Annotated in this window: 19 protein-coding genes and 2 pseudogenes; 15 read left to right on the top strand and 6 right to left on the bottom strand. The window is 67.3% G+C overall.

What is annotated here, in order from left to right; all coding sequences use genetic code 11:
* Positions 1 to 10 precede the first annotated feature (10 nt).
* From CEF10_RS04040 to CEF10_RS04000, 10 genes and pseudogenes are all read left to right on the top strand, one after another.
* Positions 11 to 1,060 (top strand): sensor histidine kinase, encoded by a 1,050-nt coding sequence (locus CEF10_RS04040; RefSeq protein WP_101066526.1) that lies wholly within the window; start codon positions 11 to 13, stop codon positions 1,058 to 1,060.
* A gap of 148 nt (positions 1,061 to 1,208) precedes the next feature.
* Positions 1,209 to 2,201: a substrate-binding domain-containing protein gene (locus CEF10_RS04035; protein ID WP_101066524.1), complete on the top strand. Its 993-nt coding sequence runs from the start codon at positions 1,209 to 1,211 to the stop codon at positions 2,199 to 2,201.
* A 98-nt stretch (positions 2,202 to 2,299) separates the two neighbouring features.
* A complete protein-coding gene (gene pstC, locus CEF10_RS04030) occupies positions 2,300 to 3,676 on the top strand; it encodes a phosphate ABC transporter permease subunit PstC (RefSeq protein ID WP_101066522.1) in 1,377 nt (458 codons plus the stop codon).
* Between the two features lie 10 nt (positions 3,677 to 3,686).
* A pseudogene (locus tag CEF10_RS17410) lies at positions 3,687 to 4,163 on the top strand (DUF3333 domain-containing protein); the annotation flags it as partial.
* A 501-nt stretch (positions 4,164 to 4,664) separates the two neighbouring features.
* Positions 4,665 to 5,468: pseudogene (gene pstA / locus CEF10_RS17405) on the top strand (phosphate ABC transporter permease PstA); the annotation flags it as partial.
* Positions 5,469 to 5,484: 16 nt separating this feature from the next.
* Positions 5,485 to 6,282: a phosphate ABC transporter ATP-binding protein PstB gene (gene pstB, locus CEF10_RS04020; protein ID WP_101066517.1), complete on the top strand. Its 798-nt coding sequence runs from the start codon at positions 5,485 to 5,487 to the stop codon at positions 6,280 to 6,282.
* 11 nt (positions 6,283 to 6,293) lie between these two features.
* Complete coding sequence (gene phoU / locus CEF10_RS04015; protein WP_101066514.1) at positions 6,294 to 7,019, top strand: phosphate signaling complex protein PhoU; 726 nt, start codon at positions 6,294 to 6,296, stop codon at positions 7,017 to 7,019.
* A gap of 11 nt (positions 7,020 to 7,030) precedes the next feature.
* The gene (phoB, locus tag CEF10_RS04010) at positions 7,031 to 7,726 is read left to right on the top strand and encodes a phosphate regulon transcriptional regulator PhoB (RefSeq protein ID WP_101066511.1); all 696 of its coding nucleotides are present in this window, start codon (positions 7,031 to 7,033) and stop codon (positions 7,724 to 7,726) included.
* A gap of 111 nt (positions 7,727 to 7,837) precedes the next feature.
* The gene (locus CEF10_RS04005) at positions 7,838 to 9,394 is read left to right on the top strand and encodes a hypothetical protein (RefSeq protein WP_101066508.1); all 1,557 of its coding nucleotides are present in this window, start codon (positions 7,838 to 7,840) and stop codon (positions 9,392 to 9,394) included.
* Between the two features lie 4 nt (positions 9,395 to 9,398).
* The gene (locus tag CEF10_RS04000; protein ID WP_101066505.1) at positions 9,399 to 10,463 is read left to right on the top strand and encodes a glycosyltransferase family 2 protein; all 1,065 of its coding nucleotides are present in this window, start codon (positions 9,399 to 9,401) and stop codon (positions 10,461 to 10,463) included.
* A gap of 36 nt (positions 10,464 to 10,499) precedes the next feature.
* On the opposite strand, the gene CEF10_RS03995 is transcribed toward CEF10_RS04000, so the two are convergent.
* The 3 genes from CEF10_RS03995 to CEF10_RS03985 form a co-directional block, all read right to left on the bottom strand.
* Complete coding sequence (locus CEF10_RS03995) at positions 10,500 to 11,396, bottom strand: lysylphosphatidylglycerol synthase domain-containing protein (protein ID WP_157932956.1); 897 nt, start codon at positions 11,394 to 11,396, stop codon at positions 10,500 to 10,502.
* Between the two features lie 4 nt (positions 11,397 to 11,400).
* Entirely contained in the window at positions 11,401 to 12,153 is a 753-nt protein-coding gene (locus tag CEF10_RS03990; protein WP_157932955.1) for a hypothetical protein, read from the bottom strand.
* 166 nt (positions 12,154 to 12,319) lie between these two features.
* Positions 12,320 to 13,237, bottom strand: coding sequence for a LysR family transcriptional regulator (locus CEF10_RS03985; RefSeq protein WP_101066497.1), 918 nt, complete (start codon positions 13,235 to 13,237; stop codon positions 12,320 to 12,322).
* Positions 13,238 to 13,345: 108 nt separating this feature from the next.
* Between CEF10_RS03985 and CEF10_RS03980 the strand changes: the two genes are divergently transcribed.
* The 4 genes from CEF10_RS03980 (at position 13,346) to CEF10_RS03965 (ending at position 17,403) form a co-directional block, all read left to right on the top strand.
* Positions 13,346 to 14,569, top strand: coding sequence for an acyl-CoA dehydrogenase (locus CEF10_RS03980; RefSeq protein ID WP_101066495.1), 1,224 nt, complete (start codon positions 13,346 to 13,348; stop codon positions 14,567 to 14,569).
* Between the two features lie 97 nt (positions 14,570 to 14,666).
* A complete protein-coding gene (locus CEF10_RS03975) occupies positions 14,667 to 15,938 on the top strand; it encodes an NAD(P)/FAD-dependent oxidoreductase (RefSeq protein WP_101066492.1) in 1,272 nt (423 codons plus the stop codon).
* Between the two features lie 266 nt (positions 15,939 to 16,204).
* On the top strand, positions 16,205 to 16,651 hold the full coding sequence (gene aroQ / locus CEF10_RS03970) for a type II 3-dehydroquinate dehydratase (protein WP_101066489.1): 447 nt from the start codon (positions 16,205 to 16,207) through the stop codon (positions 16,649 to 16,651).
* The gene (locus tag CEF10_RS03965) at positions 16,648 to 17,403 is read left to right on the top strand and encodes a LuxR family transcriptional regulator (protein WP_101066486.1); all 756 of its coding nucleotides are present in this window, start codon (positions 16,648 to 16,650) and stop codon (positions 17,401 to 17,403) included. The genes aroQ and CEF10_RS03965 overlap by 4 nt, the downstream gene beginning before the upstream one ends.
* Before the next feature lie 333 nt (positions 17,404 to 17,736).
* Here CEF10_RS03965 and tsf read toward each other — a convergent pair whose 3' ends face one another.
* The 3 genes from tsf to CEF10_RS03950 form a co-directional block, all read right to left on the bottom strand.
* Entirely contained in the window at positions 17,737 to 18,609 is an 873-nt protein-coding gene (gene tsf / locus CEF10_RS03960; protein WP_101066483.1) for a translation elongation factor Ts, read from the bottom strand.
* Between the two features lie 88 nt (positions 18,610 to 18,697).
* A complete protein-coding gene (gene rpsB / locus CEF10_RS03955) occupies positions 18,698 to 19,516 on the bottom strand; it encodes a 30S ribosomal protein S2 (RefSeq protein WP_101066481.1) in 819 nt (272 codons plus the stop codon).
* A gap of 168 nt (positions 19,517 to 19,684) precedes the next feature.
* The gene (locus tag CEF10_RS03950) at positions 19,685 to 20,974 is read right to left on the bottom strand and encodes a HupE/UreJ family protein (RefSeq protein ID WP_101066692.1); all 1,290 of its coding nucleotides are present in this window, start codon (positions 20,972 to 20,974) and stop codon (positions 19,685 to 19,687) included.
* A 97-nt stretch (positions 20,975 to 21,071) separates the two neighbouring features.
* On the opposite strand from CEF10_RS03950, the gene CEF10_RS03945 reads away from it, so the two are divergent.
* Positions 21,072 to 21,848, top strand: a complete 777-nt coding sequence (locus CEF10_RS03945) for a DUF4198 domain-containing protein (RefSeq protein ID WP_232796393.1) — start codon at positions 21,072 to 21,074, stop codon at positions 21,846 to 21,848.
* Positions 21,849 to 21,868: the final 20 nt, after the last annotated feature.

Genomic DNA, 21,868 nt, shown 5'->3' with positions numbered 1-21,868 from the left:
GGGCGCACAGGTGAGCACCGAGGAGATATCGGCGCTTCTGGAGGCGATCCCGCTGCCCGCCGTCCTGATCGGGCAGGGCGAGCGCATCCTCGGCGCCAACCGCCATACCCGCGGGCTTCTGGGCGAGGGCATCGTGGGGCGCCACTTCATCACGGCGCTGCGCCAGCCCACGGTGCTGGATGCCATCGAGGCCTGCCTGAGCGACCATGAACCGCGCAAGACCCGGTTCCTGAGCAGCGACGGGGCGCAGGACACCACCTTCGTCGTCTCCTGCGCCTTCGTCGAGACGCGGCTGGGCAGCGGGGTGCTTGTCTGCTTCGAGGACATCACGCATTTCGAACAGGCGGGCCAGATGCGCCGCGATTTCGTCGCCAACGTGAGCCACGAGCTTCGCACGCCGCTCACCGCGCTTCTGGGCTTCATCGAGACGTTGCGGGGCCCTGCGCGCAACGACCCGGAAGCAGCGGAGCGGTTCCTGGCCACCATGCAGACCGAGGCGATGCGCATGGAACGCCTGGTCAAGGACCTTCTGTCGCTCAGCCGCGTGGAAAGCGAGGAGCGCGTGCGCCCGACCGACCGGGTGGACCTGGCGCAGGTGCTGACCTCGGTGCAGCAGTCCCTGCAGCCCTTGGCCGACGAGGCCGGCGTGACGCTCACCTTTGCCGGCACCGATCAGCCGGCGCCGATGCCCGGCGATTCCGACCAGTTGCATCAGGTGTTCACCAACCTCTTGGAAAACGCGATCAAATACGGCGGCGCGGGCACGCAGGTGACAGTCGACCTGGAAACCGTGAGCCACGAGCCCGCGTTGCGCGGCCCGGCGGTGATCGCCCGTGTCCGCGACACCGGACCGGGCATCGCCGAGGTGCATATTCCGCGGCTGACCGAGCGGTTCTATCGCGTGGACAGCCACCGCTCGCGCGAGATGGGCGGCACCGGGCTGGGGCTGGCGATCGTGAAGCACATCATCAACCGTCACCGGGGGCGGCTGCGAATCGACAGCACCCCGGGCGAGGGCACGCAGTTCACCGTCATCGTGCCGTGCGACATCCGTGGATGACGTGCGCGGGGCCGAGACTCCGGCGGCAAAACGCACCGTCATAAAACTGTTACATATCTGTAACAAAAGCGTCGCCGACGACCAATAGCACCGCGGATGAGGCCATCACCTGGGTGGTCTGCTGCAAACGAAATCAGGAGCTCTAAGCATGTCCTTTGTTAAACTGACCGCCTCCGCCGTGGCGATCGCGGCCGTGTCGGCGACCGCTGCCTCGGCGCGCGACCAGATCCGCATCGTCGGTTCGTCGACGGTCTTCCCGTTCTCGACCGCCGTCGCCGAGCAATTCGGCAAGACCACCGACTTCCAGACGCCGGTCGTCGAATCGACGGGTTCGGGCGGCGGCCTGAAGCTGTTCTGCGCCGGCGTCGGCACCGAGCACCCGGACATCACGAACGCCTCGCGCCGCATGAAGGCCAGCGAATTCGAGATGTGCCAGGAAAACGGCGTGACCGAGGTCACCGAAGCGGTCGTTGGCTATGACGGCATCGTGGTCGCGAACGAGAAGTCGGGCGCCGACTTCGAACTGACCCGCGCCGAGCTGTGGGAAGCCCTGGCCAAGACCGGCCCCAAGCCCACCTCCTGGGACGAGATCAACCCGGCCCTGCCGGCCACCGAGATCGAGGTTCTCGGCCCGCCGCCGAGCTCGGGCACCCGCGACGCCTTCGAAGAGCTGGTCATGGAAGCCGGCTGTGAAGAGGCCGGCGGCGAGGACTGCGGCGAAACCGGCATGGAAATCCGCGAGGACGGCCCCTACGTCGAGGCCGGCGAGAACGACAACCTGATCGTCTCCAAGCTGGAAGCCAACCCCGACGCGCTGGGCGTCTTCGGCTTCTCGTTCCTCGACCAGAACCGCGACGTCATCAAGGGCGCCACGGTCGACGGCACCGAGCCGACGTTCGACCTGATCGCCTCGGGCGACTACCCTGTGTCGCGTTCGCTGTACTTCTACATCAAGAACGCGCACGTCGGCGTGGTCCCGGGCATCCAGGAATACGCCAACGAGTTCATGTCCGAGCAGGCCGCCGGCCCCGACGGCTACCTGGTCGAAAAGGGCCTGATCCCGCTGCCCGACGACATGTTCGACAAGATCAGCAGCAACGTGGCCAACCTCGAGCCGATGACCGGCAACGAGTGGGACTGATCCACGCCTGAAGGACGGCAGGGGGCCCGCGCGGCCCCCTGCGACCCCGGCGCGCCGCCGCCGCAATCGCACCACAACAAATTCCCCCGGGGGCATTGATGATCGCCGTTCTGACCGCTTTCGTGCTGGTGCTGGCGCTGGCGTCCTATTTCCTGGCGCGGCATCGCGCGCAGGTGATGTCGGGCGGGCAACCGGCAAGCCTGCATTCACGCCCGTCCTACCACGGCGCCTACAGCCTTCTCTGGGTGCTTCTTGCCGGGATCGGGTTCCTGATCCTGCTGACGGTCGTGCCCAACTACATCATGACGCAGACACTGCTGTCGCAGATCGGCGAGGCCGCGCCGGATACGGCGTTCATCGAACGTCAGCTCATCCTGTCGGACGCCAAGGCGCTGGCCGAGGGGCGGGTCGCCTCGCAGACCGGCGAGCTTCGCCAGCGCATCGCGGCCGAGTATTCCTCGATATCCACCACATGGACGTGGGTCCGCATCGTGCTGGTCGTGGGCGCGGCCATGCTCGCGGCGGTGACGACCCAGCGATCGGTTTCGCCGCAGTACCGCGCGCGCAACCGGACCGAGAAGGTCGTGCGCGCGATCCTCGCCGCGATGGCGACCATCGCGATCCTGACCACCATCGGGATCGTGCTGTCGCTGATCTTCGAGACGATCGGTTTCTTCGCCGAGCTCGACTGGCGCATCGACAAGTTCCTGTTCGGCACGACCTGGAGCCCGCTGTCGGGCGTGCACACCGGCAACATGGACCCCGACAACGTCGGCGCGATCCCGCTGTTCGCCGGCACGCTGCTGATCACGCTCATCGCCATGCTGGTCGCGATACCGGTGGGGCTGTTCGCCGCGATCTACCTCAGCGACTTCGCCACCAAGAAGGTGCGCGGCACGGTCAAGCCCATGCTGGAAATCCTCGCCGGCATTCCCACCGTCGTCTACGGCTTCTTCGCCGCGATCACGGTGGCGCCCTTCCTGCGCAACACGGGTGAATCCATCGGCATCCCGATTGCCAGCGAATCGGCGCTCGTGGCCGGGGTGGTCATGGGGATCATGATCATCCCCTTCATCTCGTCGCTGTCCGACGACGTCATCAACTCGGTCCCGCAGGCGCTGCGCGACGGCTCCTACGGGCTGGGCGCGACGCGCGCCGAAACCATGCGCCAGGTGGTGTTGCCGGCGGCGCTGCCGGGGATCGTGTCGGCCGCGCTGCTGGGGTTCTCGCGCGCGGTGGGCGAGACGATGATCGTGGTCATGGCCGCGGGGCAGGGCGCCAACCTGACGGCCAACCCGCTGGAGGCCGTGACCACCGTGACCGTGCAGATCGTGATGCTGATCACCGGCGACACCGAGGCGGACACCGCCGCCGGGCCGGCCTTCACGCTCGGCTTCACGCTGTTCTGCATCACGCTTCTGATGAACATGCTCGCGCAGCGGCTGGTGCGCCGTTACCGCGAATCCTACGAATAAGGACCGGATCATGGCGGACACGACGGGACATCACGGGTCTCTTCTGGGGCGGCGCAGCCGGGGGCTGAAGAAGCGCCGCTTCGCCGAGGCGCGGCTGAAGGGCTACGGCATCACCGCCATCGTGGTGGCCGGGCTGGCGCTGTTCACGCTGCTTTACTCGGTGGTCAGCCAGGCGGCGACGGCGGTGACAGAAAGCTATGTCATCCTGCCGGTGACGATCTCCGAGGAGGAGCTGGGCATCGAGGAAGGCCAGCGCGATCCGAAAACGCTGCTGCGCGCCAACTTCAACGGTCTGACCAAGCAGACCCTGCGCGACACCTTCCCGGCGATCGAGGGGCGGACGGCCAAGCGCGACCTCTACGACATCGTCTCGACCGGCGCGACCTTCGAACTGGCCGAGAAGGTATCGAACAATCCCGACCTCGTGGGCCAGACGATCGATTACCGTTTCCTCGCCTCGGACGTGACCGACCTTTACCTCAAGGGCGAATACGGCCGGCTGGAGCAGATCGAGACGCGCGGCAAGCTGTCGGTGACCATGCGCGACGGCACCGCGGTGATCTCGACGTCATCCAACGACTTTGCCGAGGCGCTGACGGCCGTGAAGGCGCAGCTCGTCGACGATGCCGCCCGGCTGCGCCGGCAGGCCGCGCGCCAGAACAACGCCGTGCAGGTCTATCTCCAGCGGGCCGAGAACGCGTCCAACGAGGAAAAGCGCGAACGCAACACGCGCCGCTCGGAAGCGGCCGCGAAGAAGCGGGACCAGTTGCTGCAACAGGCCGCCGAACTCGAGGAGCGGGCGGCGGGCACCCGCGGGGCCGAGGACCTCGACGAGGAAAACCGCTCGCTGCTGATCCACGTCGCCGGCGGCTGGATCAAGCTCACGCGCCTCGACCGTTCGCAGGCCGAGGGCGAGATCATGACGCCGCTGGACGCCGGCCCGGTCGAGAACGTGGACGACTGGGCGTTCTACATGACCGAGCTGCCCGAATCCGCGCGCAAGGTGTCGGACACGCAGGTCGTGGTGATCGAGGACCTGCGCGCGTCCGGCCAGATCGACCAGGTGTTCAACACCCGTTTCTTCACCGCCGCCGACTCGCGCGAACCGGAACTGGCGGGGATCTGGGGCGCGATCGTCGGCAGCTTCTGGACGATGCTGGTGACCTTCGGTCTGGCGTTCCCCATCGGCGTGGCCGCGGCGATCTACCTCGAGGAGTTCGCGCCCAAGAACCGCTTCACCGACTTCGTGGAGGTCAACATCAACAACCTCGCCGCGGTGCCCTCGATCGTCTTCGGGCTTCTGGGGCTGTCGGTGTTCCTCGGCATCTTCGGCGTGCCGCGATCGGCGCCGCTGGCGGGCGGCATCGTGCTGGCCCTGATGACGTTGCCCACGATCATCATCGCCGGCCGTGCGGCCATCAAGGCGGTCCCGCCGTCGATCCGCGATGCCGCGCTGGGGGTCGGCGCCTCGAACCTTCAGGCCAGCTTCCACCACGTCCTGCCGCTGGCGATGCCGGGCATCCTGACCGGCACGATCATCGGCATGGCCCAGGCGCTGGGCGAAACCGCGCCGCTGATCATGATCGGCATGGTTGCCTTCATCGTCGATGTCCCCTCGGGCATAACCGACAGCGCCACGGTTCTGCCCGTTCAGGTGTTCCGCTGGTCGGACTTTCCCGAACGCGCCTTCGAGGCCAAGACCGGGGCCGCGATTTGCGTGCTGCTGATCTTTCTGGTTCTCATGAACGCGCTGGCCATATTCCTGCGCCGGCGCTTCGAACGGCGCTGGTAGAAAAAGGATCACGCCAATGTATGACGCCCCAAAACACGAGCCCACCTTGGAACAAAAAGAAATCAAGTTCGCCGCGCGGAACGTGCAGGTCTATTACGGCGACACCCACGCCATCAAGGACGTGGATGTCGACATCGAGGACAACACCGTGACGGCCTTCATCGGCCCGTCGGGCTGCGGCAAGTCGACCTTCCTGCGGTGCCTGAACCGCATGAACGACACCATCGACGTCTGCCGCGTGGAGGGCGACATCCTTCTCGACGGCGAGGATATCTACCACAAGGACGTCGACCCGGTGCAGCTGCGCGCCAAGGTCGGCATGGTCTTCCAGAAGCCGAACCCGTTCCCCAAGTCCATCTACGAGAACGTGGCCTACGGCCCCAGGATACACGGCATGGCGCGCGACAAGAGCGATCTCGACGAGATCGTTGAGCGCTCGCTCAAGCGCGCCGCGCTTTGGGACGAGGCGAAGGACCGGCTCGACGCGCCGGGCACCGGGCTGTCCGGCGGCCAGCAACAGCGCTTGTGCATCGCCCGCGCGGTGGCCACGCAACCCGAGGTCCTGCTGATGGACGAGCCCTGCTCGGCACTCGACCCGATCGCCACGGCGCAGGTCGAGGAGCTGATCGACGAGCTGCGCGAACAGTATTCGGTGGTCATCGTCACCCACTCGATGCAGCAGGCCGCCCGCGTCAGCCAGAAGACCGCCTTCTTCCATCTGGGCTACCTCGTCGAGTTCGGCGAGACCGGCACGATTTTCACCAACCCCGAGGATGAGCGCACCGAGAGCTACATCACGGGTCGCATCGGGTAAGGACACGCATCATGCAGGACGAACACATCGTTTCTTCCTACGACCGCGACCTGGAAACCATCCAGGCGCAGATCATGAAGATGGGCGGCCTCGTCGAGGAGGCGATCATGAACGCCGCCGTCTCGCTGGAAAAGCGCGACGAGGAACTGGCGGAACAGGTCCGCCAGGGCGACCGCGCCATCGACGGGCTCGAGGAAACGATCAACGAGGAAGCCGCCCGCGTCATCGCGCTGCGCGCGCCCACGGCCATCGACCTGCGCGTGATCCTCACGGTCATGAAGATCAGCGTGAACCTCGAACGCATCGGCGACTACGCCAAGAACATGGCCAAGCGGACCACGGTGCTGGCGCAGATGAGCCCGATCAACGGCTCGCCCTCGGCGCTGCGCCGCATGGCCAAGGAGGTCGAGCGCATGCTCAAGGACGTTCTCGATGCCTACATCCAGCGCGACGCCGCGCTGGCGCGGGACGTCATGCAGCGCGACCACGACGTCGACCAGATGTACAATGCGCTGTTCCGCGAGTTCCTGACCTTCATGATGGAGGATCCGCGCAACATCACCGCCTGCATGCACCTGCACTTCATCGCCAAGAACATCGAGCGGATGGGCGACCACGTCACCTCGATCGCCGAGCAGGTGATCTATCTCGCCACCGGCGAAATGCCCGAGGAGACGCGGCCAAAGGGTGACAAGACGGCGGTCGATCCCGAGCTGAGCCCGGGAGACTCCGCATAGGAGCACCCGCCATGGCTCAATCATCCGATCATCCCAACGTGCTTCTGGTCGAGGACGAACCGGCGCAGCGCGAGGTGCTTGCCTATAACCTGGAGGCCGACGGCTTCCGCGTCACCAAGGCCGAGAACGGCGAAGAGGCGCTGATGCTGGTCGAGGAGTCCGCCCCCGACATCATCGTCCTCGACTGGATGCTGCCCAACGTCTCGGGCATCGAGGTCTGCCGCCAGCTCAAGACCCGCAACGAAACCCGCGGCGTGCCCATCATCATGCTTTCGGCACGCTCCGAGGAGGTCGACCGCGTGCGCGGCCTCGAAACAGGGGCCGACGATTACGTGGTCAAGCCCTACTCGGTGGTGGAGCTCATGGCCCGCGTCCGCGCGCAGCTGCGCCGCGTGCGCCCCTCGACCGTGGGAGAGCGGCTCGAATACGACGATATCGTGCTCGATTCGGAAACCCATCGTGTCACGCGCGGCGACAAGCCCCTCAAGCTGGGACCGACGGAATTCCGCCTGCTGAGCACCTTCATGGAAAAACCCGGCCGCGTGTGGTCGCGCGAACAGCTGCTCGACCGCGTCTGGGGGCGCGACATCTACGTCGACACGCGCACCGTGGACGTGCACATCGGGCGCCTGCGCAAGGCGCTTTGCCAGCACGGTGGCAATGACCCGCTGCGCACGGTCCGCGGCGCGGGCTACGCCCTGGGGTGAGCGACCGAACCCGAACGGCCACCGGATGGCCCCGTGCACGACAAGCTGGGGGCATATTCATGCCATCTTCACACATCACCGTTGTCGCGTGGATGTGTGGGGCATGCGTGAATGCGGGCGAACAGCACGAAACTGACGGGAATACCGCCTTCGACCGCCACGGCATGGGCCGGCCGTGTCAGTGTCGTTCCGGCGCTTGCCGTGCTGGCACTTGGCGCATTGGTCCAGGGGCTAACGTATCTCAACCATGACGTGGCCTGGGTGCTCGACTCGTCGGTTCGGCTCCTGCGTGGCGGCACCTTCGGAGAGGATGTCGTCGCGGCCAACCCCCCGCTGATCTGGTGGCTCTCGGCAGCCGTCGCCGGCGTCGCCGACCTTCTGGGCACCGATGCGATCGCGACCTTCCGGGGCACTGTTTTGCTGCTCGCGGCGGTCGCGCTGGTCGCGGTCGATCGCGGTCTTTCCGGGCATTTCGAACGGCCGGCGCGCAGTGCGCTTCTCGTGTTGCTCGCACTTCTTTTGACCATTCTGGTTCACCGCGACTTCGGCCAGCGCGAGCACCTGGCCATCATGCTCTGCCTGCCTTGGCTGACCCTCGCCACGGCCCGGGCCGAAGGTGGCACGTGGCGCCCCCGACATGCGGCCCTTGCCGGAGTCGCGGCCGGCATCGGCATAGCCTTCAAACCCCATTTCCTGGCCGTGCCCGCATTGATCTGGACCTATCTCGCCCTGCGCCGCGGCGGGTTCCGGCCGGTTCTTACAGTGGAAACGGCCGCGCTCGTCGCCACCGGCGTTGTCTATCTGCTGACCGTCTGGCTGTTCGCCGCGCCCTATCTGACCGAGGTCATGCCGCGCATCTCGCAGGTCTACTGGGGGTTCGGGGCCCCGTTGTCCGACGTGATAATGGCGCGGTTGCCGGTGGTCTTGTTTTGCGCACTTGCACTTGGCGTGTGCGGGGCCGGGGGCTGGCGCAGCGCGCCGACCGTTCCCGCCCTGGCCGCCGCGGGGTTTCTCGTTGCCGCGCTCGCGCAGACCAAGGGGTATTCCTATCACTTCTACCCGGCCCTGACGCTGGCGCTGATGTCACTGGCTCTGGCCGTCCTGGCCGCCCCGTCACGGCGTTTGGGCGTGCTCGCCGCGCTGTCCCTTGGCGCGGGCGTCGTCATCGCGGGGCTGCAGGCCGGTCCGACGCTGGTGAACCGCTCGGCGGCCGGCACTTATGGCCAGAGGACCGCCTGTCTCGTCGACATGGTACGGGCCAACGTGCCGGCGGACGCGGGCTTCTTGGCGGTGTCGACCCATCCATATCCGGGGTTTCCCGTCGCGAACTATTCGGATCGCGCCTGGATCGCGGCAACCAACAGCCGCCTGTTCCTGCCCGCCATCACCCGCCTTAGGGCCTTACCGACACTGACCGGCGAGCAGGCACGGGTTCTCGAGCTGGCGGAAACTTCCGAGCACGCGGCGATGCGCAGGGACATGTCCCACGATCCCGCGCTGGTCTTCGTCGACGCGCGTACCGTTCGCCACGCCGTCGGCAGGCTGGCGATGGATTTCATAGCCTTTTTCCGCGAGGACCCGGAGTTCGCCACGCTCTGGGCCGACTATCGCGAAATCCCGTCCTGCGCCCCGGGTATTCGCGCGTTCCGTCTGGCAAAGGAGTCCTGAAATCATGCAAACGTCAGCCCTCTCGACCACCGCCGTGGTGATCCCGTGTTTCCGCGCCGCGGGAACCATCCGCGACGTCGTCGCCAGGGTGCCGGCCGGGATCGAACGCATCTACTGCGTCAACGACGCAAGCGACGACGACCTCGCCCCGGTGCTCGAAGAACTCGAGGCCGAGGACAGGCGGGTGAATGTCGTGACCCATGCCGTCAACGGCGGCGTCGGGGCAGCCACCGTGACCGGTTACCGGGCCGCGATCGCAGGGGGCGCGCAGGTCATCGTCAAGCTCGACAGCGACGGCCAGATGGATCCGCGCCTCATCCCGGCCCTGATCGAGCCGATCCTGCAAGGCGAGGCGGATTACGTGAAGGGCAACCGGTTCTTCGACATCGAAAGCGTGCAGCACATGCCCACGGTCCGGCTGATCGGCAACGCGGGGCTTTCCTTTCTCAACAAGCTTTCGTCGGGTTACTGGCATCTGTTCGACCCGACGAACGGCTTTACGGCGATCCACGCCGAGGTCGCGTCGATCCTGCCGCTGGACAAGCTGCACAAGCGCTATTTCTTCGAAAGCGATCTGCTGTTCCGCCTTGGCACCGTGCGCGCGGCGGTTCGCGACGTGCCGATGGAAGCCGTATACGGCGACGAGACAAGCGGCCTGAGCGAACTGGACGCGCTGTTGAAATTCCCGGGCCTGCACCTGCGCAACCTTTGCAAGCGGGTATTCTACAACTACCTGTTACGCGATTTCAGCACCGCCTCTCTGAGCCTGATCGCGGGGTTCGCGTTGCTGGTGGGCGGCGGGCTGTTCGGCGCCTCAGCGTGGCTCGAAAGCGCGCGCACGGGTGTTCCGGCCACGGCGGGCACGGTCATGCTCAGCGCGTTCCCGGTTCTCGTGGGCGTGCAGCTTCTGCTGAATTTCCTCAGCCACGACATCGCATCTTCACAACGGCCCGCGCTACACCGCGAACTCGGGCGTGTCAGGGTTCTGCGGGCCTCCCGCCGCCCCCAACAGGTCGGCACGCAGGGGGAAGGTGCGCCACGCGCGCGCGCAGCGGGAGCGCGGGACTAGGATCGGCGGACTCCTGAACCGCAACGGAGCCTTTCGTCACCCGGGCCGGGCAGTTCCGGGCACCAGCCGCGCCGTCAGCTCGATCAGCCCGCAGGCGGCGACGTTCGACAAGAGCAGCAGGGGCCGCGCCAATATGGCGATGGACGCCGCCCGGGCGAGCGACAGGCCAAGGAACGTGAGCACACCCGCCGCGCCCGCCTCGGCCACGCCGAATCCCGCGATGGATACCGCCAAGGCCCCCACGACGTTGAGCCCGGCAAGCATGATCCAGCTTTCGAAAAGGTCCAGCGGATGACCTGCCGCGCCGAAACCGGCAGCCACCCCGCAAGACGCGGTCAGCCACAGGGCAACCGGCAGAAGGGCCGCCATCGCGCGGTGGCCTCCGTGGCGCTCCGGTGGCGGGGTCAGCGGCGGCCGGCGTCGCGGCCACAGCCGCTGGACGAGCGCCACCATGGTCGCCACCGCACCGTCGGCCCAATAAAGCAATACCCCCGCCACGACGGTTCCGGCAAACAGGAGCGGCGGCGCTTGCCCGGCGCCGGCCAGCCCCGCGCAACCAAGCCCTCCAAGGACGCAGATGTCGCGAAGGCGCGCTTCCCCGACCAGTCGTGCGCCTTCTCCAATCGGCATGCCGAGCATCCGGTTCGCGATCACCGGGAAAGCGACATCTCCGGCACCCGACGGCGACAGCACGAAAACAAGCTGATGCCGCGCAGCCAGGGTGATCCAACGGCCCGCCCGGGGCGCGCCGGGCATCTGCGTGATCGTTCGGAATGCCGTGCCGCGCAGGACCAGAACCAGAACGTAAGCCGCGAACGTCGGCACAAGCAATGCCGGCCGTACCCGGGAGATATCGATCGAAAGGCCACCCGCAAACCATACGATCAATGCCAGAAGGCCAAGGCTGACCGCGCCGGCCTGCAGATAGCGCATGCTCCTAGACGTCATAGCCGTAGCGTCTCGCGTGTTCGCCGCAGATTTCCCGCACGGCGGCCACGTCGCGCAGGTCTTCCCCCGCCGGCGCGGGGTTCACCCGCTCTTGAAACAGCGCCGGGTCCAGATCCGGCGGCATGTCCAGTCCCAGCGCGGCGAACACGCGCTCCAGTGCCGCGTTCCGCACGGTATCATTCGCCGTGAACACGTCCTCGCTGCGCACCAGCGCATACCGCTCGGCCTCCTCTGCCAGCCCGGCGATGCATGTGTTGCACCAATTCCAACGGTGCAGGGCCTTCTCGAATGGCCGCAGCTGCCGCCAGCCTTTCGGGCGGGGACTCGGATAAGGTTTCGCGAAGGGCACGTAATCGATGACGTGCCGATACCGCGCCGACGCCTTGAAGGTCGTCATGGACTGCGCCCATTCCCCCGGCGCGCGTACCATGTGAACGACACGCACCGGCCTGTCGGGGCGTGCCAGCAGGTCCGTCACGGGGCACAGGAACGGGTTGATCTCGATGTAGGTGCCATCCTCGCCGTGACGGCGGTCCTGATGCCACCGGGCGAACCGCCGCGTGAAGCCGGGCAACAGGCCGGTATCGTTGCGCAGATTGCCAAGCATCAGCAAGTAGCGCGAGGGTGCGGGCTCGTGCTCGGCCGTCACATGCGGGCAATGGCGATGGATCAGCCGTTCGAGGAATACCGTCCCCGTCCGCCCGGCTGACAGGACGTAGAGCAATGGCTGCCGTGCGCTCATCCGCGCCCGACACCCGGGACGGTGCCGGCATAAACGACCCCGATGGATCCCTTGATTGCCCCCGATCTCACCCCGTCTGCCCCTTGTGCGTTGCCTCGCGCGAACTATAGCCGAACGCCGAAACCGGGGGAACCGGTGGAATACCTTGCCCGGTCGGCTTCGCCGCTCAGCGGGGCAGGGCGTCCTCGTCCTCGGCCCGGGTGGCCAGCCAGTCGCGGAAGGTCGCGAGCGCCGGGTCGCGCGCACGGTCGGCCGGCCACGCCAGGTAATAGGCACCGGGGCTTTCCGTGGGCCCGCCCCAGGCGGCCACCAACCGGCCGGTGGCAAGATCCTGTTCCGCCAGGTAATCGGGCAAAAGGGCCACGCCCATCCCGTGCAGCGCCGCCTGCGTGATCGTCGAGAACTGGTCGTGGACCGTTCCGGCCCCGGTGGGGGCGGGGGCCTGCGCGCCGTGCGCCGCCGCCCAGGCACGCCATGCGTCGGGACGTGTCTGTATGTGCAGCAGGGGTAACCGCAGCACGTCGGCCGGGCCGGTGATGCGTTCGCCCGCGAGCAACGCCGGCGCACAGACGGCGATCACGCGCTCGGTGCGCAGCCGCAGCGCACGCGTGCCGGGCCAGTCGCCCGTACCGAACCGGATCGCGGCATCGAAGGGCTCGGCCCCGAAGTCGAACGGCGCCAGCCGCGTGGTCAGGTTAACCGTCACCTCGGGATGGCGGCGCGCGAAATCGGCCAGCCGCGGCACCAGCCAGCGCATGCCGAAGGTCGGCAGGATCGCAAGCTCCACAGTGCCGCCCGAGGGGTTTGCCGTGAGCTTGAGCGACGCTCGCGCGATCTGGTTCAGCGCCGCGCGCACGTCCCGGGCGTAATCCGCCGCTTCGGGGGTCAGCTGTAGGCCGCGGCCCGCGCGGCGCACCAGCGTGGCGTCAAGCTGGGTCTCGAGCGCCTGCACCTGCCGGCTGACGGCGCTCTGGCTCAGGTCAAGCTCGCGCGCGGCGGCGGTGACGCTGCCGAGGCGGTCCAGCGCCTCGAGCGCACGCAACGCGCCGATGCCTGGCAGGAAGCGACGGGGCGGGGCGGTCATACTTGCGATTTCTGCATACAAGGATGCGGAAAAGTCGTTGGAACAAGCAGATCCATGGCGTTATCGTTAAGTCAAACATGCAGTTGGCGCAATGCAAAGGATACACCGATGACGCTGGATTCCCCGGATCTATCCCCCAAGGACGCCCCCGACCTTGCCGCGTTCGACTGGCAGGATCCACTGCGGCTGGCCGACCAGCTGGGCGAGGAGGAACGCATGATCGCCGACAGTGCCCGCGCCTACGCCCAGGAGAAACTGCAACCGCGCGTCATCGAGGCCTTCAACGAGGAGCGCACGGACCCGGAGATCTTCGCCGAGATGGGTGAAATGGGCCTGCTGGGCACGACAATCCCCGAGACCTATGGCGGCCTTGGCGGCAACTACGTGGGCTACGGCCTTGTCGCCCGCGAGATCGAGCGTGTCGATTCGGGCTACCGCAGCATGATGAGCGTCCAATCCAGCCTGGTGATGTATCCCATCTACGCCTATGGCACCGAGGACCAGCGCACCCGCTACCTGCCGAAACTGGCGGCAGGCGAATGGATCGGCTGTTTCGGCCTGACCGAACCGGACGCGGGCAGCGATCCCGCGGGCATGAAGACCCGCGCCGAGAAGACGGACAACGGGTATCGCCTGACCGGGACGAAGACATGGATTTCCAACAGCCCCGTCGCGGACGTCTTCGTGATCTGGGCCAAGTCCGAGGCACACGGCGGAAAGATCCGCGGTTTCGTGCTGGAAAAGGGCGCCAAGGGGCTTTCCGCGCCCAGGATTGACGGCAAGTTGTCCTTGCGCGCGTCCATCACCGGCCAGATCGTGATGGAGGACGTCGAGGTCGGCGAGGACGCGCTTCTGCCCAACGTCGAGGGCCTGAAGGGGCCGTTCGGGTGCCTGAACCGCGCGCGCTACGGCATCGCCTGGGGCGCGATGGGCGCGGCCGAGTTCTGCTGGCACGCCGCGCGACAATACGGCCTTGACCGGCAACAGTTCAAGCGCCCGCTGGCCCAGACGCAGCTGTTCCAGAAGAAACTGGCCGACATGCAGACCGAGATAACGCTGGGGCTGCAGGGTGCGTTGCAGGTGGGCCGGCTGCTCGACACCGGCCAGGCCGCGCCCGAGATGATCAGCCTCGTCAAGCGCAACAACTGCGGCAAGGCGCTGGACGTCGCGCGGCAGGCCCGCGACATGCACGGCGGCAACGGCATTTCGGCCGAATACCAGGTGATCCGGCACATGCTGAACTTGGAGACCGTGAACACCTACGAGGGCACGCACGACGTGCACGCCCTGATCCTCGGCCGGGCGCAGACCGGGTTGCAGGCGTTTTTCTGACGGTTCGGAAACGACGCGGGATTTGCAAGGGGCGCGCAGGCCGCTAACGTGGCGGCATGACGCCCGCCGTGACCGTGACAGCCCCGGGCCGCCGCGCATGAGCGGCGGGCTGGGCATCCTGTGGCGCGAAACCGCGGCCGAGCGCTTTTCCGCGCCGGCGCTGGAAGAGCGCGTCGACACCGATATCGTGATCCTGGGTGGCGGCTTCACCGGCTGCGCCGCCGCGCTTCGTGCCGCGGGGCAGGGGGCCGATGTCGTCCTGCTCGAGGCCGACACCGTCGGTCACGGCGGCTCGGGACGCAACGTCGGCCTTGTCAACGCGGGGCTGTGGATGCCGCCCGAGGATGTCTGCGAGACGCTGGGCCGCGCCGCGGGCGAGCGGCTCAATGACGTGCTTGCCCGGGCGCCAGACCGCGTCTTCGGCCTGATCGAGCAGCACGGGATAGAATGCGAGGCCACCCGCAGCGGCACGTTGCACCTCGCGCATGGCCCCGGGGGCATGGCGGAGTTGCGCCGCCGCGAAGCGCAGCTGGCCGACCGCGGCGCGCCGGTGGGGCTGATGGGGCCCGAGGCCGTGCACGACCGCACCGGGACCGATCGTTTCCCCGGTGCGCTGCACGACCCCCGGGCCGGCACGGTGCAACCCCTTTCCTATGCGCGCGGGCTGGCGCGTGCGGCGCGCGAGGCGGGCGCGCAGGTGTACGAGGCCAGCCCGGCACTTGCTGTCCACCACGCCGCCGGCGCATGGCACGTCGAAACCCCCACGGGCGCCGTGCGGGCCCGCGCGCTGCTGGTCGCGACAAACGCCTATCACCGGACGACGAAAGCCACGGCCGTGCCACGCGTGCCGGTCGTCAATTTCTTCCAGATGGCGACGGAGCCGCTGGGCGACAATGTCGCGCGCGACATCCTGCCGGGACGCGAGGGATGCTGGGACACCGGCCTTGTCATGACCGCGCTGCGCCGAGACAGCGCCGGGCGGCTCATCCTCGGTGGCATGGGTGACGCCGACGCCGCCGGCATCCAGCGGAGCTGGGCCGCGCGCAAGCTGGCGCAGCTTTTCCCGCAGCTTGCCGCGACAACGGTAACGCACGCATGGTCCGGGCGCATCGCCATGACGGCCGACCACTTGCCCCGCATCCACCGGCTGGGGCCGGACGGCTACGCCGTCTACGGCTACTCGGGACGGGGCATCGCACCGGGAACGGTGTTCGGGGAAGCGTTGGCGCGCGCGTTGCTGACCGGCGGGGAGGCCGAATTGCCGCTGGACCCCGTGGAGTCCTACGGCGAAAGGATGGTCTGGATGAAGTCGGCGTTTTTCGAGACGGGGGCGCGCATCTATCATCTTGGCGCCGCGCGACGGCGGTAATCCGGCGCTGCATCAAAGCGCATAATCAATATTATGTTAAATATCTATTCACTGGCCGTGGTGCCGCCTAAGCGCCGAAATTGTTTTCTCGCAACCGTTTGCACCACGATCCTGACGCATCGCGTCGACGTGAAACATTCGACCGTCGGATCGCGTTCTGCGCTCGCCCTGAAACAACGACGCGACTCCATCCCTCACGGTTTCAACCTGCCCTCGACAAGAACCGCCGCTTGCGGATATGAGGAATGTCCCAAAGGATTTTTGCCATGACGTCTTTCTTGATCCTCAACGGACCGAACCTGAACCTGCTGGGCACGCGCCAGCCCGAAGTTTACGGCCGCACCACCCTGGATGACATCGAGCGCATGTGTCATGACAAGGCCGGCAGCCTCGGCATCGAGGTGGAGACGGCACAGAGCAACCACGAAGGCACGCTCGTCGAGCATATCCATGCCGCCCGCGGCGTGCATGACGGTATCGTGCTCAATGCCGGGGCCTACACGCACACGTCGGTGGCACTGCGCGACGCCATCACCGGCGTGGCGCTTCCGACGGTCGAGTTGCATCTGTCGAACATCCATGCGCGCGAGGCGTTCCGCCACCATTCGATGATTGCGGGGGTCGCGCTGGGCGTGATCTGCGGCTTCGGCGCGGCCGGCTACCCGCTGGCCATCGAGGCCCTGCTCGGCGCGCTGGAGGACCGCGCCGGATGATCGAGACGTCCCGTCTCAACGCGCTGCTGGATGCCCCCAGCATCGAGGCGTTGTGGGACAGGCACACGCGATTGATGGCCGACTACGGCTTCGACCGGCTGATCTATGGCTACAGCCGCTACCTGACGCAGACGTCGCTGGGCGATCCGGACGATTTCCTGATGCTGACGAACCATCCGGCGTCCTACACCGACACCTTCATCGGCAAGGGCCTGTTCCGGGATGCGCCGATGCTGCGCTGGGTGTTGTCCAACACCGGCGCCTGTTCCTGGGCGGAACTCGAGCGGATGGAAGCGGATGGCGAACTGACGGACCGCGAACGCGCGGTCGTGGCGTTCAACCGGGACAACGACGTGACGGCGGGTTACACCATAAGCTTCAAGTCGTTGTCGCCGCGGGCCAAGGGGGCGGTTTCGCTGGCGGCACGGTCGGGCATGGCCCAGCAGGACGCCGACGCGGTCTGGGCGCGTCACGGCGACGACATCCTGGCGCTGAACAACGTGGCGCATCTGAAGATCCTGTCGCTGCCCAACGCCTCGCCCTCGCGTGCGCTCACCCCCCGCCAGCGGGAGGTGCTGGGCTGGGTCGGCGACGGCAAGACGGTGCAGGACATCGCGACGATCCTCGATCTCACCCCGGCCACGGTGGAAAAACACCTCAGGCTCGCCCGCGCGGCTCTGGGGGTGGAGACGACGGCGCAGGCGGTACTCAAGGCCGCGTTCCAGAACCAGATCTTCATCCTCGACGGGTAACGCGCGCAGGCTGCCCCGGTGCGCCCGCGCCCGTTTCCTGCGAAGGGCAGGCAAAGTAGGGTTTTCCTGACTTTCGTGACGCGACGTTAATTTGCAGTATGCAAGCGTTCCGTGAGTGGTGGCTTTGTCAGCCAGGGAACATTGCCCGGGGAACCCTTGCAATTACAAGGCTCTGCCCCGGGTTCTTGTTGGCCGGCTCCTTCGACCACCTAGATCGCGTTCCGACCCGCTGTTTCCCATCCCCAATGCACAGCGGCAAAAAAGGTGCCGCCCCCTCGGGGGCGGCACCGATCATTTCGCCTGCGATGGACAACCCGGGTGCTCCGGGCGGGCTCAGCCCTGCGCGGCCTTGGCGACTTCCTCGGCGAAGTCTTCCTTTTCCACCGTGATGCCTTCGCCCACCTCGAAGCGGACGAAGCCGGCAATCTCGGCGCCCGCCTCCTGGGCGGCCTCGGCGACGGTCTTGTCGGGGTCAACGACGAAGGCCTGACCCATCAGCGTGACCTCCGACATGTATTTCTTCATGCGTCCCTCGATCATCTTCTCGATGACCTGCTCGGGCTTGCCGGATTCGCGGGCGATCTCCTTTTGCAGCTCGCGTTCCTTGTCGACCACGGCGGGATCGAGCGAGGCCTCGTCCAGGGCGGCGGGGTTCGAGGCCGCAACGTGCATCGCGACCTGCTTGCCGAAGGCCGCGTCGCCCTTGAGCGCCACGAGAACGCCGATCTTGCCCATGCCGTCGGCCATGGCGTTGTGCACGTAGGAGACGACGGTGTCGCCCTCGATCTTCGCCATGCGGCGCAGCGACATGTTCTCGCCGATCTTGGCGATCTTGTCGGTGATGGTCTCGGACACCGACTTGCCGTCGATCGTGGCCTCGGCCAGCGCCTCCACGTCATCGGCCGTCATCGCGGCCTCCGCGATCTTGGCCACCATCTCCTGGAATTCGGCGTTCTTGGCGACGAAGTCGGTCTCGGCATTGACCTCGACGGCCACGCCGCGGCCGTCCTCGACGCGCACCGCGACAAGCCCCTCGGCGGCGGTGCGCCCAGATTTCTTGGCGGCCTTGGCCAGCCCCTTGGTGCGCAGCCAGTCCAGCGCGGCGTCCATGTCGCCATCGCATTCGGCCAGCGCCTTCTTCGCGTCCATCATGCCTGCGCCGGTCTGGTCGCGCAGTTGCTTCACCTGTGCAGCAGTGATCGCCATTGTCGGCTCTCCTCGGATCGTTGTCGCCCCTCTCGGGCGGGGTAATCGGGGGCGGGATACCCTGCCCCCGGTGTCAGTTTCGTGACTGTCAGCTCTCCGCCGGCGTCTCGGAGCTTGCTTCGGCCGGGGCCTCGGCCTCGCCCGTTGCCTCTTCGGCGGCGGCGGCCTCTTCCTCGGGGGCCTCTTCCATGGCGCCGACGTCGACGCCCGCCGCGCCAAGCTGGGCCGACATGCCGTCAAGCGCGGCACGGCTGACCAGGTCGCAGTAAAGCGAGATCGCCCGCGCGGCGTCGTCGTTGCCCGGGATCACATGGGCCACGCCACCGGGCGAACAGTTGGTGTCGACCACCGCGACGACGGGAATGCCCAGCTTGTTGGCCTCGGCCACGGCAAGCGCTTCCTTCTTCACGTCGATGACGAACAGCATGTCGGGCAGCCCGCCCATCTCGCGGATACCGCCCAGGCTGGCCTGCAGCTTCTCCTGGTCGCGTTCGAGGCCCAGGCGCTCCTTCTTGGTCATGCCCTCGGCGCCGGCCTCGAGGATCTCGTCGATCTCCTGCAGTCGCTGGATCGACTTGGAGACGGTTTTCCAGTTGGTCAGCGTGCCGCCCAGCCAGCGGTGGTTCATGTAGTACTGGGCGCATTTCTCGGCCGCCTCGGCGACCGGCTGGCTGGCCTGGCGCTTCGTGCCCACGAAGAGCACGCGCCCCCCCTTGGCAACGCATTCGCGCACGGCGTTGAGCGCCGCGTCAAGCATCGGCACGGTCTGCGTCAGGTCGATGATGTGGATGCCGTTGCGCGCACCGTAGATGAACTCGCCCATGCGGGGGTTCCAGCGCTGCGTCTGGTGGCCGAAGTGAACGCCGGCTTCAAGAAGCTGGCGCATGGAGAACTCGGGTAGAGCCATGATCGGTTTCCTTTCCGGTTTCGAGCCTCGGCACGGGATGAGAAGCATTGCTTCAACCGGTGGACCGGCGGGGATGTCTCCCCCGGCGGCCCGCCCGTGCCTGCGGTATGGATGGCGCGCATATAGCCCCCCCGCGTGCGGGGTGCAACCCCCTGCCCCGCGTCGCGCCTAGAGCAGCGTGCGCTCGATGAACCACCACGCGCCGACCAGCGCGATGACACCCGAGGCCGGCATCGCGACGTAGCGCCGGTAGGCATTGAGCTGATCGCAGTAGACCACGGCGAGAAGCGACAGCAGGAACAGCCCGGCGATCGGCAGCGCGAAGACCGACAGGTCGGTCATCTGCAGGGGCGCGGCGGGGCGCCAGCCGCTCCATACCGCCGCCGCGATCGCCGCGAGCGTCAGCGCGCCATAGGCCACCTGCGCCACCCGCAGGTCACCGCGCTGGCGGTCGGCCTGCACCGCCATGAACACGATCAGGAAGGCCACGGCGATCACCGTCAGCTGGCCCAGTTCAACGCCCACGTTGAAGCCGATCAGCGCGGGCACGAAACGGTCGGCCGGCAGGCCGAATTCGGCCAGAACGCTGGCAAACCCGAGCCCGTGCAACAGCCCGAAGACGAAGACGACCACCGGCCGCCACGCCGTCAGCCCGCGGGCAAGGATGTTCTCGACCGCCACGAAGACGATAGACGCCGCGATCAGCGGCTCGACGATGCTGGCCGGCACGGTGACGATCTTGAGCGCGGCCAGCGCCAGCGTCACCGTGTGTGCCAGCGTGAAGGCGGTGACCTGCCACAGCAGCGGCCCCAGCCGCGTGGACAGGAAGAAAAGCCCCAGCACGAACAGGATGTGATCGAGCCCGAGCGGCAGGATATGGTCGAACCCCACGGGAACATACTGCGCGAACGCGGCCCAGCCCGACCGCGCGCCGCCGCCCGACAACGGGATCTCGGGGCTGGTCTGCCCGCCCGAAAGATAGCCGGTGAACCCGTCCTCGACCCCCATCTGCCGCAGGATCAGCGTGCCGAAGCCCTCGGCCCAGGTCAGCGTGACGTTGCGCGCGCCCTCCGGAAGCGAACCTTGCAGCGTCAGCGTCGATGCGCGCGGAAGCTCGGCGTTGCCGACCTCGGGGATCCGCGCCCCGGCCAGGGCCAGCGGCACCGGCTGTCCGTCCGCGTAAAGCGCGATGCCGTCGCGAATCCGCGGCCACGCCTGGTCAAGCCGCTCGCGCAGCTGTGCCGGGGGCAGCGCGCGCAATGCATCGTAGGCGCCGGATTTCTCGGTCTCGTTGGTGTTCTCGATCGAATCCAGGTCGATGCCGGCGATGAACGCCTCGAGGTTCAGGCGCAGTTCAAGACGGGCCGACTGACCCTCGACGGTCAGGTCGCCCACCGCCGGCGTCACCTCGTGCGCCGCCACCGAGATGGCGCCGGCCAGCCACAACAGGCTTGACATCACGACGGCCCGAAGGCCCCTTGCGCGCATGTTGGTCTCGTTCGCCCCGTTCCGGTCCCGCCGCATCATTCCGACCCTCGCATTTGTCCTTGTCGCCTTGCAGGCCGCGGGCCCGCTGCACGCGCATGAGTTTTGGATCGAACCGCTGACGTTTCAAGCGAAAACCGGGGCCGAGGTCGCGGCACATCTGCGCAACGGCGAGGAATTCGAGGGCACGCCACAGCCCTATTCGCCCCGGCGCACGGCCCGGGCCGAGGTTCGGCTGGGCGGCGAGACGCGCCCGATCGAATCGCGCGCCGGCGACCTGCCCGCGCTGCGGGTGACCCCGCGAACCGAGGGCTTGATGGTGCTGGCCTACGAGGCGCGCCACCGCAACGTGACATATGAAAGCTGGGACAAGTTCGCGGCCTTCGCCGCGCACAAGGATTTCCCCGACATCGCGGCGCGCCACGACGCGCGCGGCCTGCCGCGCAAGGATTTCACCGAAACCTACACGCGCCACTGCAAGGCGCTGGTCGGCGTGGGCGATGGCCGGGGCCGCGATGCGCGACTGGGGCTCGAGACGGAATTCGTGGCGCTGGCCGATCCTTACGCGGAAGGCCTTTCGGGCAGCCTGCCGGTCCGGCTGTTCTACCGCGACGCGCCGCGCGCCGACGCGCAGGTCGAGGTCTTCGAACGCGCCCCCGGCGGCGAGGTGCGCATCTTCACCACGCGGACCGATGCGCAGGGCCGCGCCGAGGTGCCCGTGCGGCCCGGCCACGACTATCTGCTCGATGCCGTGGTCCTGCGGGAACCCGCACCCGAACTGGCCGAGGCGCGCGGCGCGGTCTGGGAAACGCTCTGGGCCTCGCTGGTGTTTTCCGTGCCGGGTTGAGCGCCCTTTGCCCGCCGAAC

Source organism: Roseovarius salinarum, assembly GCF_002834145.1.
Taxonomy (GTDB): domain Bacteria; phylum Pseudomonadota; class Alphaproteobacteria; order Rhodobacterales; family Rhodobacteraceae; genus Roseovarius; species Roseovarius salinarum.
The sequence above is the reverse complement of the archived record's forward strand: the minus strand, read 5'-3'. Positions and strand labels throughout refer to the sequence as shown.